Here is a 14,872-nt window from a genome sequence, read left to right on the forward strand (position 1 = left end):
CTTGGAAGAGTAAGTACTCCCATTTTACTTGCAAGTTCGGCAAATCTTTTTAAATGATAAATAGAATCATATGCTAAATCGGTAAAAGCCGAATTTGCTATGCTTATATTACTGTGAACTTTTAAATAGCTATATATAGTAATTAATTCATACTCTTTAAATGTTTCTTCCATTAAGAAAAATACCAGTGCTGCTTTTGCTTTTTCATCAAGTTCAACTCCGGGAAGTTCTTTTTGCTCGTTAAATGACGTAATCTCTCCTTCTACGTCTAAACTTCTTAATTCTTCTATAAAATAGGTATCATCATTTCTCAGTCTGTTGATTGTAGGAGTGTCTTCTCCCTCATAAAGAGCTATATTTTGGTCAAGGTCGTCTATTAACACTTCTAATAAATCTTCTTCTCTTGAAACTTTTATTTTTGCAATTTCTTTTTCATCAAAATCCATATTGAATTTAATACCCTCATTTACCGCATCTTGCATAGCCCATACCATATGTCTGTATTTAAACATCGCTATATCTTCTAGTTTCTCTCTTACATCAGGTTCTTTAACCATAACACTTGCATATATGAATTTTATGAAACTTTCGTGTTGGAATCTTATGAGTTTTGGATAATCCATTTTAAACTCTCCTTTTTTTAATTAATTATAGCCAATAATAAAAATTTTTTCTTGATATATATCAAATTTTAGAGTTTTTAACATATTTAATTGCGTTTTCGTAACTTTTTGTTTTTGCCACTCCCTTATATGCTATATCAAATGCCGTTCCATGGTCTACCGAAGTTCTTAAAATAGGGAGATTTAAACTTACATTTATACTTTCATCGAAATAAAGGGATTTTAAAGGGGCTAAACCCTGGTCGTGATACATTGCTATAAAAACACCTTTTTGTTTTATAAAAGCTATATCAGGTACTAAAGGTCCGTAAAAAGTATTTTTTTGTAAAGTTTCGTTTGCTTCTATAATTGCCGGCAGTATTTCTTTTATTTCCTCATCGCCTAAGACTCCCCCGTCTCCTGCGTGAGGATTTAATGCTAAAACCCCTATATTGTTAAACCCTGTGGATTTATAAAAATCAATCATAAATTCAAGAAGTTTTTCTTTTTTGATTTTGCTAGGGACTTCTTTTAGAGGTATATGTTCGGTAAACAAAGCTACATAAAGTTTTGGACAGCCTAACATCATAATAGCGTTTTTTTTGAAAATATCTCTTAAAACTTCCGTATGACCTTTGTATTTTATTCCCGCTTTAGCCCAGCTTTCTTTATGAATAGGGAGAGTGGTTATTGCATCAACTTTTTTTTCTTTTGCTAAATTTATGGCAGCTAAAAAACTTTTATATGAAAATTCTCCCGACTCGGCGTCTATTTTTCCAGGCTTTATTTCAAAATCGCCTTTTATTTCGTAAATTTCAAAATCTTCAGGAACGGGAGTATTTAGAAGATTTGCGGCTTTTTTTAACATTTTTTCGTTTATGCAGTATATTGGTTTTACAAGTTTTTTTATTTTATTATGGGATTTTAGGGCGATTTCTATACCCACTCCGTTTAAGTCGCCAACGCTTACGGCTACGGTTTTCAATTTAACTCCTTTGCAAATTCTCTAGCTTTAAGTAAATCGTCTTTTGTATCTATTCCGAAACTTTTTGTATTTACTTTTATCATAGTTATTTTTTTTCCATTTTCTATAACCCTTAACTGTTCGAGTTTTTCTATATGTTCAAGCTCTCCTTTTAAAGTAACGAATGTATCAAGACTTTTTTTTGTAAATCCGTATATGCCTATATGTCCAAAATATGTATGGGGCGTTTTGTCTCTATTATAAGGGATTTTGCTTCTTGAAAAATATATTGCGTCACCTTTTTTATCTAAAATTACCTTAACAAGGTTAGGGTCTTCGGCCTGGAGTTCGCTTATTTCTTTATAGCAGCTTACCATAGGAAAAGAAGTGTTTTTAATCTCTTCAATTTTGTCTTTAACCTTCTTTAGAATTTCCGGTTCTAAAAAAGGCTCGTCTACTTGCATGTTTATTACTATATCATCTTCTTTTAGGCCTAAAATATCTGCGGCTTCTTTAATTCTGTCACTGCCGCTTTTATGATTTTTATCAGTCATAACAGCTTTAAAGCCGTATTTTTCGCATACTGTTACAACTTCTTCACTGTCGGTAGCTATGCATACGTCATCTACCTGGGCCGCTATTTGGGCGCACCATATAATTATAGGTTTTTTATTTATTTCGGCTAATACTTTTTTGGGGAGTCTTGAAGAGGAGAGTCTTGCTGGAATAATTATCATTTTCTTCCTTTTTGGTTATAATTTTAAAAAAAAAGGAAAAGTTATGGTTGATAAAATAAAAGAAAAAGTAAAAAAAGCAAAACATATGGACGAACATAAAAAGAGCGTTATTTTAGAAAAGATAGAAGAATGGAGACATGACAAAGAAGCGGTTAGTCTTATTCCCTCTTTATTAATGAAATATTATGAAGAGGATATTAAACCTATTTTAGACGAACTGGGGCTTACGGATTGATACTTTATCAGCCAGAAAACGGATACTGTTATAACAGTGATACAATGTTTTTATATGATTTTATCAGTAAATTTAATATTAAAGGCGATGTTTTAGAAGTAGGAGGAGGATGCGGTGTTTTGGGACTTCTTTTAAAAAGGGATTTTCCAAAAATATCTCTTAGTATTATAGAAAAACAAAAAATTATGGCTGAATTTATTAAAAAAAATATAAAAGAAAATGCTCTAAAAGCGGAAGTGATAGAAGGTGATTTTTTAACTGCCGAGATTAATAAAAAATTTGATTTTATTGTTTCAAACCCCCCTTTTTATAAAGGGACGTTAAAAAGTGAAAACGAAATTATAAAAATAGCCAGGTATGAAGAGTATCTTCCCATAAAAGAATTTTTTGAAAAAGTGAATACTCTTTTAAAAGAAAGAGGCGAATTTATTTTTTGTTACGATGCAAAAAGAATTGACGATATTGTCAAATATATGCCCGTGCCTTTAAAAATTACCGATATTAGATTTATGCATCCAAGGCTTAATAAAAAAGCCACCTTAGTGATGGTAAGGGCTAAAAGACATGCTAAATCGATGGTTTTTATTCATCCTCCTCTTATAGGGTTTGAGGGAGAGTCTTATTCCGAAGAAGCGGCTAAGATATATAAAAAAGCGGCTACTAAAAGCATAAAAATATAATGGAAAATGTAAAATGGAAAATGTAAAATTAATTTCAAAAGAAGGATTTTCATATAAATTTGATCCTGAAGCCTGTAAAAATTGTGAAGGTAACTGCTGCATAGGTGAGAGCGGATATATATGGGTTACGCCTCAGGATATTAAAAACATATCAGAGTTTTTAAATATTGATGAGGAGCTGTTTAAAAAAACATTTTTAATTAAAGTGGGATATAAATATTCTATTAAAGAAAAACCTTATAAAAACGGATTTGCATGTATTTTTTTCGAAAAAGGATGTAAAATTTATCCTGTAAGGCCTAAACAATGCAGAACGTTTCCTTTTTGGGATTATTTCAAAGATAGAATTGATGAATTAAAAAAAGAATGCCCGGGTATAATAGAAGTGAAAAGTGAAAAATGAAAAGTGAAAAATTAATTGGATTATTAATTTTATTTTTAATTATAACCGGATGCAGTGTTAAACAGCCGCCTGTTGGTAAAAAAGTGATACCCAATGAAGACGAATATATAATAAAAGCTCTGTTGTATGAAAAAAACGGAGATTATAATACTTCTATAAAAATATATGAATTTTTGTATCGTAAAACCAAAAAGCCGGTTTATTATGAAAAATTAGTGGAAAATTTGTATTTTCAAAAAAAATATGAAGAAGTCATAAAAAAAGCTGAGGAGTTTCTTAAAAAGAAATTTGATAAAAAAATTTTTGAATATGAAATATTTGCTTTATTGAATTTAAAAAAATACGATAAAGCCAAAAAACTTCTTTTAACAAAACTTAATAAAAAAGATGATTTTTTTTATTCTATGATGAGTTTTATTCTTATAAAAGAACAAAAATTTAAAGAAGCTCTTTATTATATGAAATCTCTTTATGCTTTAAAACCCACAAAAGAAGTTCTGCTTAATCTAGCTGATTTGCTTATAGAGTTAAAAAGATACAACGAAGCTTTGGCTTATCTTAGAACGCATCTTGGATTGTATGGTTGTGAGTTTGATATATGTAAAAGAATGGCTCTTATTTACAAAAGTCTTTATGATTATAAAAATCTTGCGGCTATTTATGAAAAACTTGGAAAATTTGATAAAAAATATTATATATTGGCTTTGAATATATATATTCAGCAGGGAGACTTTAAAAGTGCCGAAAAGCTGATAAAGAAATATTCGCTTGGTGATGAATATTTAATGATTTTATATTTACAAAAAAAGGATTTTAGAAAGGCGGCCTTTTTGGCTCTTAAATTATATAATAAAACGGCGGATAACAGATATTTGCTTAAATACTGCGAATATCTTTATCATGATACTCCTTCAAAAAAAGAGATAAAAGATATAGCTAAAAAGCTTGAATATCTTTTAACTTTTTATCCAACTCCTTATATGTATAATTTTTTGGGATATCTTTTAATAAAGTATGACCTTGATGTTAAAAAAGGGCTTGAGTATGTTCAAAAGGCTCTTATGGCCGACCCTGAAAATATGGAATATATCGATTCTCTTGCATGGGGGTATTATAAACTCGGAAAATGCAAAAAAGCATGGGATATTATACAATACATAAAATTAAATGACAAAGAAATTTTAGAACATAAAAAAAAGATTAAAGAGTGTGTTGAAAAATCACCAAAAGGAAAAAAATGATACTGGATAAAATTATTGAAAAAACCAAAAAAGAGCTTGAAAAACGAAAGAATAAAGAAGATTTTGAAAAATTTTTAAAAGTAAAAAGAAATTTTAGAAATGTTAAAAAAGCTTTGAAATCAACTCCTGAAAATCCTTACAGAATTATTGCCGAAGTTAAAAAAGCAAGTCCTAGTAAAGGAGTTATAAGAGAAGATTTTGACCCTGTAGCTATAGCAAAAGAATATAATGAAGTAGCTGATGCTATGAGCGTTTTAACCGAGCCTTATTTTTTTCAGGGTAGTTTGGAGTATTTAAGAAAAATAAATGAATTCAGTAAAATTCCTCTTCTTAGAAAAGATTTTATAATAGACGAATTTCAAATAGCCGAAGCTTACGCCTCTGGGGCTGATTTTATTTTACTTATAGCAAAAGCCCTTGATGTAAATCAATTAAAAAGGCTTTTTAATTTTGCTAAAAACATGGGACTTGAAGTTTTATTTGAAATTCATGATATGCAGGATTTACAAAAAGCGTTGGATGTGGGAGCTGATATTATAGGTTTTAATCACAGGGATTTAAAAACTTTTAAAATGGATATGGACCTTAGTAAAAAATTAATTCCCTATTTACCTGAAAATGTTATAATAGTAGGAGAGAGCGGGATAAATGATTTTGAGACGGTGAAAAAACTTCATAAAAACGGAGTTGACGCGTTTTTAGTAGGAGAATATTTTATGCGCCAAAAAGATATTAAAAAAGCCGTTTTGCAATTAAAGGGGGTGAGATGAGTTTAAAATTTATATTTAAAGATTTAATATTAAGCCTTGTTTTTACTTTTATTATGTATCTGTTTTTAAGATTTTTAGAAGTTGATAAATCTTCAATTCCTTATATTTTAAGCACTGTGTTTGGGATAATATTTTCTTTTTCCCTTTTTATGTCTCTTTATGTTTCAAAACTTCAGCTTCAACTTGATGATTTAAATAAAGAACTTGAAAAACTTTCAAAATTCGATGAGGTTACGGATTTATTCAACAGGAATTATTTCTTTGCAATGGCCCAGAAATATATGGATATTTCCAAAACAAAAAAAATACCTCTTAGTATTATGATGTTGGATATAGATTATTTTAGAAATATTCAAAACAGATATGGAATAGCGTTGAGCGATAAAATTTTAAAAGAGATAGGAAAAATTTTAAAAGAGAGAAGAAAAGGGGATATAATAGCCAGATTTGGAGGAGATGAGTTTATTATTATGAGTTTTGGGAATAAAAAGGAACTTATGGATTTTGCAAAAGATATAAATCGTTTAAAAGTAAAAGTTAACGGTAAAGAAATTATAGTTACTTTTAGTATAGGTATAAGCGAAATAGGCGTTTTTGACAATATGGATACGGCTATTAAAAAAGTACAGGAAGCCGTTATTCTGGCAAAATCAAAAGGGGGCAACAGGGTTGATTATTTGGAACACTTTTTGCTCTTGAATTAAAAAAGGAAGAGAGTGAGAAGAGGTTTTGTAGCAATAGGAATTTTAATTTTATTTGTCGGGTGTGCTAAGCATCCTATGGACCCTACTATCAAAATGACACCTCCTAAATATGTTCAGCAGATGCCAAGTAAAGATGACGAAAGCGTTAATAATCCCGGTTCTCTTTTTACTAATGAAGACAATCTTTTTTCGGATACAAAAGCAAAAAAAGTTAACGATATTGTAACGGTGTTGATTACGGAAAGAATTTCCCAATCCTCTCAGGCCAGCAAAAAACTAAACGAAGCGAATAGCGGAGGAGGGGCTTTTGACGCTACTGTTGGAGCAAATGCCATGTTTAACGGACATAATGTAATGAGTCTTGGGAAAACAGGAATAGGGCTTACTCTTCCTGCGATGAATTCGGATAGAACCTTTCAGGGAAGCGGTACTCAGCAAAGAAACGAAAAATTTGAAACTACTGTTAGTGCCAGAATAGTAAAAATATTGGCAAACGGTAACTATTATATTTACGGGACAAGAGAAATTTTTGTTGACGGTCAAAAACAGATTATTCAAATCAGCGGAGTTATAAGACCAGAAGATATCAGTCCCGATAATACCATAGATTCGAAATATATAGCGGATGCAAAAATAGCGTATAAAACGGAAGGGGATTTAAAAAGATTTACAGAACAAAACTGGTTTGCCAAATTTTGGGATGCGGTTGTGCCTTGGTAATGTGTTAAATTGAGAATGTAAAGAATTAAAAATCAAACTAAAATAAAATTAGTTATGGCATCGGCTAATAAAAAGTCTTTTGAAAAAATCCGGTTTTCTTTTTTTATCAGTTTATTTTCAGATATTAAAATATCAACTCTTTTTTTCTCTTCTTCATTTAAAATACTTTCATCAAATCCAACGATTGAGCGCAGTCCCAGAAATACTTTTTCTTTTTTTATATCTTCATCAAAGAGGTGTTCGAATTTGTATTTTGTAGGGTTTTTCAAATATTTATAAACATCTTGCTTTGTATAATATCTTTTCATTTTCAATTTTTCATTTTTCATTTTGCATTTCTTAAATCCGACGGCCCCGGCCCCTATTGCGGTATATTCTTTTCCCTCCCAATACCCCAAATTATGAAGACATGGGTTTCCGAAATTAGAAATTTCATATTGAAAAAATTTTTCTTTTATCTTTTCTATAAACCATATTTCCATATCTTCATTATATTTTCTTTTAGAAAAGTCTCCTTCCCATTTAGTATTTTTTTCGATTGTTAAAGAATAAGCGCTTATATGCGTAACAGGAAGTGAAAAAGCTGTTTTTATATCGTTTTCAAGTAAATTTTTTGTATCCATTGCAGTAGAATAAATAAGGTCTAGGTTTATGTTTTCAAATCCGGCTTTAAAGGCGTTTTCAACGGCGTTTATAGCCTGTTTGGGAGAGTGGTTTCTATTTAAGAATTTTAATTTTTCTTTATTAAAACTTTGAACTCCAAAACTTATTCTGGTGACCCCCATATTTTTTATCTCTTTTAACCATTCATATGAGACATTTGGATTGCATTCGATTGTAATTTCTTTTGTATTGGAAAGATAAGGAGATAAAAGTGAGAATAGTTTTTCATAAAAGCTTATCGGCATAGTAGATGGGGTGCCTCCGCCTATAAAAACAGTGTAAATATTATCAATATCTTTTTTTTCAACATTCCACTGTTTTTTGAGTGCTTCGAAATATATTTTTTTAAGGTGATTTAGATTGGTATATGAATTAAAAGCACAATAATTACATTTACTGTCGCAAAAAGGTATATGAATATATAATAATTTTTCATTTTCCATTTTCAATTTTCCATTTTTAGATATAATTTTACAAAAAAAAGGTGCAGTTTTGAAAAAATATAGACCAAACGTTGCGGCTATTGTTTTATCTCCGAAATATCCGGAAAAAGTGGAAGTATTGATTGCAAAACGAACCGATGTTGACGCATGGCAGTTTCCCCAGGGCGGAATAGATGAGGGAGAAACCCCTAAAGAAGCTCTTTTTAGGGAACTAAAAGAGGAAATAGGCACTGATGATATTGAAGTTATAGCTGAAATGCCGGAATGGCTAAGCTATGATTTTCCAAAAAGAATAGCTGAAAAAATGTATCCGTATGACGGACAGACTCAGAGATATTTTTTAGTAAAATTAAAACCGAACGCTAAAATAAATCTTAAAACGGAAATCCCTGAATTTAAAGATTATAAATTCGTTCCTATAGATGAGGTATTTAAATATGTAAAGTCTTTTAAAAGACCGGTATATAAAGAAGTAATAGATTATTTTAAAAAAGAAGGTTATTTGTAAAGGGAAAAAATGTTGGTAGTTCAAAAATTTGGTGGTACAAGTGTAGGAGATTTGGATAGAATTCAAAACGTTGCCAATATAGTAAAAAGTTATAAAGAAAATGGTGATGACGTTGTTGTAGTAGTATCTGCGATGGCTGGAGAGACAAATAAACTGCTAGAATATGCAAATCATTTTAGTAAAACCCCTCCTCAAAGGGAGGTCGATTTGTTGGTCAGTAGCGGAGAGAGGGTCACAAGCGCTCTTTTATCAATTGCCCTTCAGGCAATGGGCATTCCGGCTATAGCCCTAACCGGAAGGCAAGCCGGTATTAAAACGACAAGTGACCATACAAAAGCCAGAATTATGGATATAGACCCTGAAAAAATGCAAAAACATATCAAAGAAGGAAAAGTCGTAATAGTTGCCGGATTTCAGGGGATAAATGAAAACGGAGACGTAACAACCCTTGGAAGAGGGGGAAGCGATTTAACGGCCGTTGCTATCGCCGGTGCTCTTAATGCTGATAAATGCGAAATTTATACAGATGTTGACGGAATTTATACTACAGACCCTAGAATTGAGCCTAGAGCCAAAAAGATAGATGTCATAAGTTATGATGAAATGCTCGAGCTTGCAAGTCTTGGGGCAAAAGTAATGCAGAGCCGTTCAGTGGAACTTGCTAAAAAGCTTAATGTTGATATTGAAGTAAAATCCAGTTTTAAGCCGGAAGTAAAAGGAACATTAATTACAAAGGAGACACCTGATATGGAAAAAGTACTTGTTAGCGGAATAGCCCTTGATAAAAACCAAGCAAGGGTAAGTATTTTCGGAGTGGAAGACAGACCGGGGATTAGCGCAGAAATTTTCGGCAAACTTGCCGATAAAAACATAAATGTAGATATGATTGTTCAAAATGTCGGAAAAGACAATAAAGCAAATCTGACATTTACAGTGCCTCAAACGGAACTTGAACTTACAAAAGAAGTATTAAAAGAGTATGAGGATAAGTCCGAGTCGGTAGAATATGACGATTCTATCGCAAAGGTCAGTGTTGTGGGAGTTGGTATGAAATCTCACAGCGGTGTTGCGGCTACCGCTTTTAAAACACTTGCACAGGAAAATATCAATATTTTAATGATTTCTACCAGTGAAATTAAAATTTCTATGGTAATTGATGAAAAATACGGAGAACTTGCCGTAAGAGCTTTACATAAAGCATACGAACTGGATAAATAATGGATTTAAATCGTTTTATAATAGATTTAATCCGTAAAAAGAGTATTAAATGGATGGAAGAGAGAAGGCTTGATTTTGTGCCTCTTTTATCTATATTTTTATCTGAAATTATAGAGGGTAAAAGCGTTTTGATAGTTACGGACGATGAAAGGGAATGGTATGCGGATTTTATTATAAATAAAATCAATAATTTTAATGAATTCAAACCCTCTTTTATCCCTTTTTATAAATTAAAAGCTATAGTCCCCCAGATAACCATTGCAAGACATCCGGAGCAGTTTGATATGATTGAAGATATGTTAAATATCTCTTTTAATGAAAATTATATTTTTTGGTATATAGGAAAAGAAACTTCTCTTCTTAAGTTTGTAAGAAGAAAGGAAAATTCTTTTTTTTGGATTATGGATACCGACCTTTCTAAAAATTTTTATTTAAAGTCGATTGACCCTAATCTCGATAAAAAACTGCTCGAGCTTGGAGATATTCTTAACGAATCTATAAAAGCCGCTATTTTTGCGGAGGTTGAAATTTGAAAATAATTATTACGGATGATTTTGAAAAAATCCTTAAAGAGGTTGATTTTGATGTTTCTTTTTTAAAAGACGAGTTTAAAGTAGAAGATGTCGAAGAGGTTAAAAAAGAGGCTTTTATCGCAGAAAAAAATAAAAAGACTATTTTAATAGGAGCAAAAAAGTATAATGTTTTTGCTCAGAACGCTCTTTTAAAGCTTTTAGAAGAGCCGCCTAAAAACATAGATTTCGTTTTGTTGGCCCTCTCAAAATACCATCTTTTGGATACTATTCTTTCAAGACTTCCCGTGGAAAAAAAGTTTTTTAATAAAGATGAAAATGAGCTCGAAATAAAAAGCATCACAAACGACCTTATTTACGAATATCTTAAAAAAGATTTGGACAAAGAAGAAATAAAAAGCGTTTTAAAATCCCTTTTAAAAAAAGCCAGAAACGAAGAACAGTTAAAGATTATAAATGACGCTTTATTGATGCTTGAATTTAACATAGATAAAAAAGCCGTAATTTCCATGGTATTTTTGGCCTTTAAGGAGAGAATGTGAAAATTTATAAATTAAACAAAGATACCGATATAAAAAAGGTCATGAAAAAAATAGGGGTTGATTTGGCAGGGATAGAAATTATGAGTAAAAAAAAATGCGAATATGTTTTTTATATTAAAGACATAACCTGCGGTGCTGCAAATATTTTAAAGCAGGATGCTTTAAGCATTGGAGCAGACCTTGCAGTACCTCTTGGAGTTCCGAATTGCAAAAAGGAGATTTTTGACGCTTTACTTTTATGTAATAAAAAACAGCTTGAAATACTTTCTAAAAAAGAACTTTCACAGCCCTTTAAATTAAAAGAGCTTGCAAAAAATTTAAAAGAATTTATAAATCTGCCGGAGTTTCCTTTAAAAATAATGGGTGTTATTAATGCAAATGACGACAGTTTTTTTGAAGGCAGCAGGTTTAAAGGAAGCGAAGCTGTTGAAGAGATTGAGAAAATGATAGAAAATGGGGCTAAGATTATTGATATTGGAGGAATTTCAAGCCGCCCTGGAAGTGAGTATCCAGGGGTTGAGGAAGAATTAAAAAGGGTAAAGCCTATTATTGACGAAATTTATAAAACAAAACTTTATGAAAAAGCTGTTTTCAGTATAGATACGTTTAAAGCCGAAGTTTTGGAGTATGCGTTGGAGAGAGGATTTAAAATAGCAAACGATATTACCGGACTTGAAAGCGACGAGTATGCTAAGACGGTGGCAAAATATAACGCCACGGTTATTATTATGCATAAAAAAGGGACGCCTAAAGATATGCAGAAAAATCCTTATTATGAAAATGTAGTATTAGAAGTAGATGAGTTTTTTAGTAAAAGGATTGAAAAGGCTAAAAGTTTTGGGATAAAAGATATTGTTTTAGATGTAGGTATAGGATTTGGAAAAAGACTTGAGGACAATCTGGCTTTGATTAAACATATGGAACACTTTTTGAGGTTTGGTTATGAGCTTTTAATAGGAGCTAGCAGAAAAAGTATGATAGATATGATTATGCAAAAAGAGGGGGTAAAAACTATTCCGGCCGAAAGACTTCCCGGAACGTTGGTTCTACATACAGAAGCTGTAAGAAACGGGGCTAGTATTGTCAGGTGTCATGATGTAAAAGAGCATTTTCAGGCTTTTCAGGTTTTTGAAGCGCTTAGGAGATTTGATGTATAGGAGACAAATTGAAGCCATAGGAGAAAAAAATCAAAAAATTTTAGCTGAAAAAAGCGTATTGATTGTAGGTGCGGGAGGACTTGGTAATATTTTAGCCACTACTATTAGTTGCATAGGGCTTAAAAAGATTTATATTATTGATTTTGACAAAATAGAAATTCATAATATTCATAGGCAATTTCAATTTTATGAAGAAGATTGCGGGCAAAGTAAAAGTATTATGTTAAGTGAAAAATTAAATAAACGTTGTAAAGATACAGAAATTATTGGACTTAATAAAACGTTTAAAAATGATTTAAAAATTAACGATATAGATTTGATTTTTGATGCCACAGACAACTTTGATGTGAGAATTGAAATTGATAAATTTGCTAAAGCCCATTCCATTCCATGGATATATGCAAGCGTTGAAGAGTTTAGGGGCCAGGTTGGTGTTTTTAAAACCACTTCTTTTGAAATATTTGCTACAAAAGAGCATAAAGTAAAAGGACAGTTTCCTCCTATGGTAAATCTTATAGGCTCTATAGCTTCTATGCTTGGCCTTAAAGTCCTTATAGGAGAACAAGAAGAAATATTTTATTATATAGATTTTGAAAAAGACTTGGAAATTAAAAAGTTTAAACTTTAGGAAAAAAAGTGTTTTGTCCTCTTGATTGTTGGGATGCCTGTGAGTTGAGTTTGCAAGGAGATAAATTTAAGGGTAAAGGATTTACGCCTTATCTTTGCTGGAAACTTAATAACTATTTTAAATTTTCTGCCGAAATCTCTCCTAAATATAATGGTAAAAATATTATGTTAAATGAAGCGTTAAAAAAACTAACGAATATCTTAAAACATACTAATCCTCAAAAAGTGCTTTTTGTTAAAGGCTCTGGAAATATGGGGATTATGCAAAATATTACCAAGCTTTTTTTTGAAAAGTACGGAGCAGTTTTTGCGGTTGGTTCCACCTGTGATGGTCTTGGAGAAAAGGGAATTGTCAAATCAAGGGGCAAATCCCTTGTGCTTCCCACGTGGATAATAAAAAATGCTAAAAATGTCATAATATGGGGCAGAAATCCTTATATTACGAATATACATCTTGTACCTTTAATCAAAAATAAATTTATAGTTACTATAGATGTAGTGAACACTAAAACTGCTAAACATTCGGATTTATTTATAAAAATAAAACCCAACAGTGATTATTTTTTGTCTATACTGCTTTCGCAAATGGTAATAGAAGAGGGGGTATATAAAAAAAGCGATAATTTTAAAGAGTTTAAAAAAATAGTGTTTTCTTACAATAAAGAAGAGCTTATAAAAAAATGCGGAGTAGAGAAAAACGAATTAAATGAGCTTTTTAGGGTAATAAAAGAGGGAGCGGTAGTACTAGAGGGACTTGGAGTGGCTAAATGTAAAGAATGTTGGAAAACTACATGGGCTATAGATTCTCTTTTTTATATGCTAGGTTATTTTGGTAAAAAAGATAAGGGAGTGGCTTTTTTAGCAACTTCTGCCGAAACCATTGCCTTTTAAGGCGAGCAAAGGCGGTATTAATCTGGTGCTTTTTGATTTTCAATATATTCTTTTAAAATTTCAATAGGAGCACCGCCAACACTTGCTACGAAATAACTTCTACTCCATAACGATACATTATCTCCCCAATACTCTTTTTTAAATACAGGATATTTTTTTCTTAAAATTCTACTTGAAACGCCCTTTAAAGAATTAACAATTTTTGATAATGCAAGTCTTGGAGGATATTCAATAAGCAGATGCACGTGGTCAGTTTCTCCGTTAAATTCTACTAACTCACAATCCATTTTTTTACAGACATTTTCAAACACTTCTTTCATAGTTTCCAAATGCTCTTTTGTAAAGATTTTTTTACGATATTTCGGAGTGAAAACCAAATGAGCGTGTAAAAGATATGTTGCGTGTCTTGTGGACTTAAGTTTGTATTTCATATGAACTCCTAATTAAAATTACTTGAAATCATACCGTTATTATAGTATAATCTACTTATGAATACCAAACAAGGATAGCAATGAATTATGTTTATCGTTTCAAACTTTATCCTACAAAAGAGCAAGAGCAATTTTTAAAACAAGAAGCGGGAAACATAAGGTTTGTATATAATTATTTTCTTTCACTTGCAAAGAAAGAGTATGAATCTACTCAAAAGAAATGGAATTATTATGAATATAAAAAATTACTTCCAGAATTGAAAAAAGAATTTGAGTTTTTAAAACTTTCTAACTCTCAATCTCTTCAAGAGAGCTTAAAAAACCTTGATAAAGCATTTAAAAACTTTTTCAAAGGATTGAGCGATTTTCCAAAATTTAAGAAAAAGAAAAAAGTTAATTCAATTTCAATTCCTCAGTATTTCAAAATTGAAGGCAACAAAGTAAAAATTCCAAAATTAAAAACTTCAATTAAATTCAAAAAACACAGAATTATAGAAGGAGAGATTAAGTCTATATCTATTGTTATTACTCCAAGCGGGAAGTACTATCTCAATATATTAACCGATAGAGAAATAAAATCACTTCCAAAAGTAAGAAAAGCAGTAGCAATAGATATGGGCTTAACAGACTTTATAGTTACAAGCGATAACCAAGCTGTAAAGAACCCTAAACACTTTAAAAAACTTGAAAGGAGATTAAAGTTATGGCAAAGAAGATTATCAAGAAAAGAAAAAGGGAGTAATAATTTTAAGAAATGGGCTAAAAGAGTAGCAAAATTGCATGAAAAAATAACAAACGCTAAAAAT

At 31.0% G+C, this 14,872-nt stretch carries 20 protein-coding genes; 15 read left to right on the forward strand and 5 right to left on the reverse strand.

What is annotated here, in order from left to right:
* The 3 genes from ACXJH6_RS08340 to kdsB all read right to left on the reverse strand — a co-directional run.
* Positions 1-623, reverse strand: a 623-nt coding sequence (locus ACXJH6_RS08340) for a 4-hydroxythreonine-4-phosphate dehydrogenase (protein WP_456471299.1), incomplete at its 3' end; no start/stop codon positions are given.
* A gap of 61 nt (positions 624-684) precedes the next feature.
* Positions 685-1,587 (reverse strand): 4-hydroxythreonine-4-phosphate dehydrogenase, encoded by a 903-nt coding sequence (gene pdxA, locus ACXJH6_RS08345; RefSeq protein ID WP_456471300.1) that lies wholly within the window; start codon positions 1,585-1,587, stop codon positions 685-687.
* Positions 1,584-2,303: a 3-deoxy-manno-octulosonate cytidylyltransferase gene (gene kdsB, locus ACXJH6_RS08350; protein WP_456471301.1), complete on the reverse strand. Its 720-nt coding sequence runs from the start codon at positions 2,301-2,303 to the stop codon at positions 1,584-1,586. The genes pdxA and kdsB overlap by 4 nt, the downstream gene beginning before the upstream one ends.
* 43 nt (positions 2,304-2,346) lie before the next feature.
* Between kdsB and ACXJH6_RS08355 the strand changes: the two genes are divergently transcribed.
* The 7 genes from ACXJH6_RS08355 (at position 2,347) to ACXJH6_RS08385 (ending at position 7,056) form a co-directional block, all read left to right on the forward strand.
* Positions 2,347-2,538, forward strand: coding sequence for a hypothetical protein (locus tag ACXJH6_RS08355; RefSeq protein ID WP_456471302.1), 192 nt, complete (start codon positions 2,347-2,349; stop codon positions 2,536-2,538).
* Entirely contained in the window at positions 2,535-3,218 is a 684-nt protein-coding gene (locus tag ACXJH6_RS08360) for a tRNA1(Val) (adenine(37)-N6)-methyltransferase (RefSeq protein WP_456471303.1), read from the forward strand. The genes ACXJH6_RS08355 and ACXJH6_RS08360 overlap by 4 nt, the downstream gene beginning before the upstream one ends.
* Before the next feature lie 13 nt (positions 3,219-3,231).
* The gene (locus tag ACXJH6_RS08365) at positions 3,232-3,621 is read left to right on the forward strand and encodes a YkgJ family cysteine cluster protein (protein ID WP_456471304.1); all 390 of its coding nucleotides are present in this window, start codon (positions 3,232-3,234) and stop codon (positions 3,619-3,621) included.
* Complete coding sequence (locus tag ACXJH6_RS08370) at positions 3,618-4,862, forward strand: tetratricopeptide repeat protein (RefSeq protein ID WP_456471305.1); 1,245 nt, start codon at positions 3,618-3,620, stop codon at positions 4,860-4,862. Before ACXJH6_RS08365 ends, ACXJH6_RS08370 begins: the two co-directional genes overlap by 4 nt.
* On the forward strand, positions 4,859-5,632 hold the full coding sequence (gene trpC, locus ACXJH6_RS08375; RefSeq protein WP_456471306.1) for an indole-3-glycerol phosphate synthase TrpC: 774 nt from the start codon (positions 4,859-4,861) through the stop codon (positions 5,630-5,632). The genes ACXJH6_RS08370 and trpC overlap by 4 nt, the downstream gene beginning before the upstream one ends.
* On the forward strand, positions 5,629-6,336 hold the full coding sequence (locus ACXJH6_RS08380; RefSeq protein ID WP_456471307.1) for a GGDEF domain-containing protein: 708 nt from the start codon (positions 5,629-5,631) through the stop codon (positions 6,334-6,336). The genes trpC and ACXJH6_RS08380 overlap by 4 nt, the downstream gene beginning before the upstream one ends.
* Positions 6,337-6,411: 75 nt before the next feature.
* On the forward strand, positions 6,412-7,056 hold the full coding sequence (locus ACXJH6_RS08385; protein WP_456471318.1) for a flagellar basal body L-ring protein FlgH: 645 nt from the start codon (positions 6,412-6,414) through the stop codon (positions 7,054-7,056).
* A gap of 32 nt (positions 7,057-7,088) precedes the next feature.
* On the opposite strand, the gene hemW is transcribed toward ACXJH6_RS08385, so the two are convergent.
* On the reverse strand, positions 7,089-8,162 hold the full coding sequence (gene hemW / locus ACXJH6_RS08390) for a radical SAM family heme chaperone HemW (protein WP_456471308.1): 1,074 nt from the start codon (positions 8,160-8,162) through the stop codon (positions 7,089-7,091).
* 49 nt (positions 8,163-8,211) lie between these two features.
* On the opposite strand from hemW, the gene ACXJH6_RS08395 reads away from it, so the two are divergent.
* The 7 genes from ACXJH6_RS08395 to ACXJH6_RS08425 are packed head-to-tail and all read left to right on the forward strand — an operon-like array spanning position 8,212 to position 13,635.
* Positions 8,212-8,670, forward strand: a complete 459-nt coding sequence (locus ACXJH6_RS08395) for an RNA pyrophosphohydrolase (protein ID WP_456471309.1) — start codon at positions 8,212-8,214, stop codon at positions 8,668-8,670.
* 9 nt (positions 8,671-8,679) lie between these two features.
* Complete coding sequence (locus tag ACXJH6_RS08400) at positions 8,680-9,888, forward strand: aspartate kinase (RefSeq protein WP_456471310.1); 1,209 nt, start codon at positions 8,680-8,682, stop codon at positions 9,886-9,888.
* Entirely contained in the window at positions 9,888-10,421 is a 534-nt protein-coding gene (locus ACXJH6_RS08405) for a HobA family DNA replication regulator (RefSeq protein WP_456471311.1), read from the forward strand. The genes ACXJH6_RS08400 and ACXJH6_RS08405 overlap by 1 nt, the downstream gene beginning before the upstream one ends.
* Entirely contained in the window at positions 10,418-10,960 is a 543-nt protein-coding gene (locus ACXJH6_RS08410) for a DNA polymerase III delta subunit-related protein (RefSeq protein WP_456471312.1), read from the forward strand. The genes ACXJH6_RS08405 and ACXJH6_RS08410 overlap by 4 nt, the downstream gene beginning before the upstream one ends.
* Positions 10,957-12,117 carry a dihydropteroate synthase gene (folP, locus tag ACXJH6_RS08415; protein WP_456471313.1) on the forward strand — a complete coding sequence of 387 codons (1,161 nt, stop codon included), beginning with the start codon at positions 10,957-10,959 and terminating at the stop codon, positions 12,115-12,117. Before ACXJH6_RS08410 ends, folP begins: the two co-directional genes overlap by 4 nt.
* Positions 12,110-12,745 carry a HesA/MoeB/ThiF family protein gene (locus ACXJH6_RS08420; RefSeq protein WP_456471314.1) on the forward strand — a complete coding sequence of 212 codons (636 nt, stop codon included), beginning with the start codon at positions 12,110-12,112 and terminating at the stop codon, positions 12,743-12,745. The genes folP and ACXJH6_RS08420 overlap by 8 nt, the downstream gene beginning before the upstream one ends.
* Before the next feature lie 8 nt (positions 12,746-12,753).
* Positions 12,754-13,635, forward strand: a complete 882-nt coding sequence (locus ACXJH6_RS08425; RefSeq protein WP_456471315.1) for a molybdopterin-dependent oxidoreductase — start codon at positions 12,754-12,756, stop codon at positions 13,633-13,635.
* Positions 13,636-13,652: 17 nt separating this feature from the next.
* Here the strand turns inward: ACXJH6_RS08425 and tnpA are convergent, their stop codons facing one another.
* Positions 13,653-14,066, reverse strand: coding sequence for an IS200/IS605 family transposase (tnpA, locus tag ACXJH6_RS08430; protein WP_456471316.1), 414 nt, complete (start codon positions 14,064-14,066; stop codon positions 13,653-13,655).
* Positions 14,067-14,146: 80 nt separating this feature from the next.
* On the opposite strand from tnpA, the gene ACXJH6_RS08435 reads away from it, so the two are divergent.
* Positions 14,147-14,872: RNA-guided endonuclease InsQ/TnpB family protein (locus ACXJH6_RS08435; protein ID WP_456471317.1), on the forward strand; the 726-nt coding region annotated here is incomplete at its 3' end.

This window comes from Caminibacter sp. (assembly GCF_053999135.1).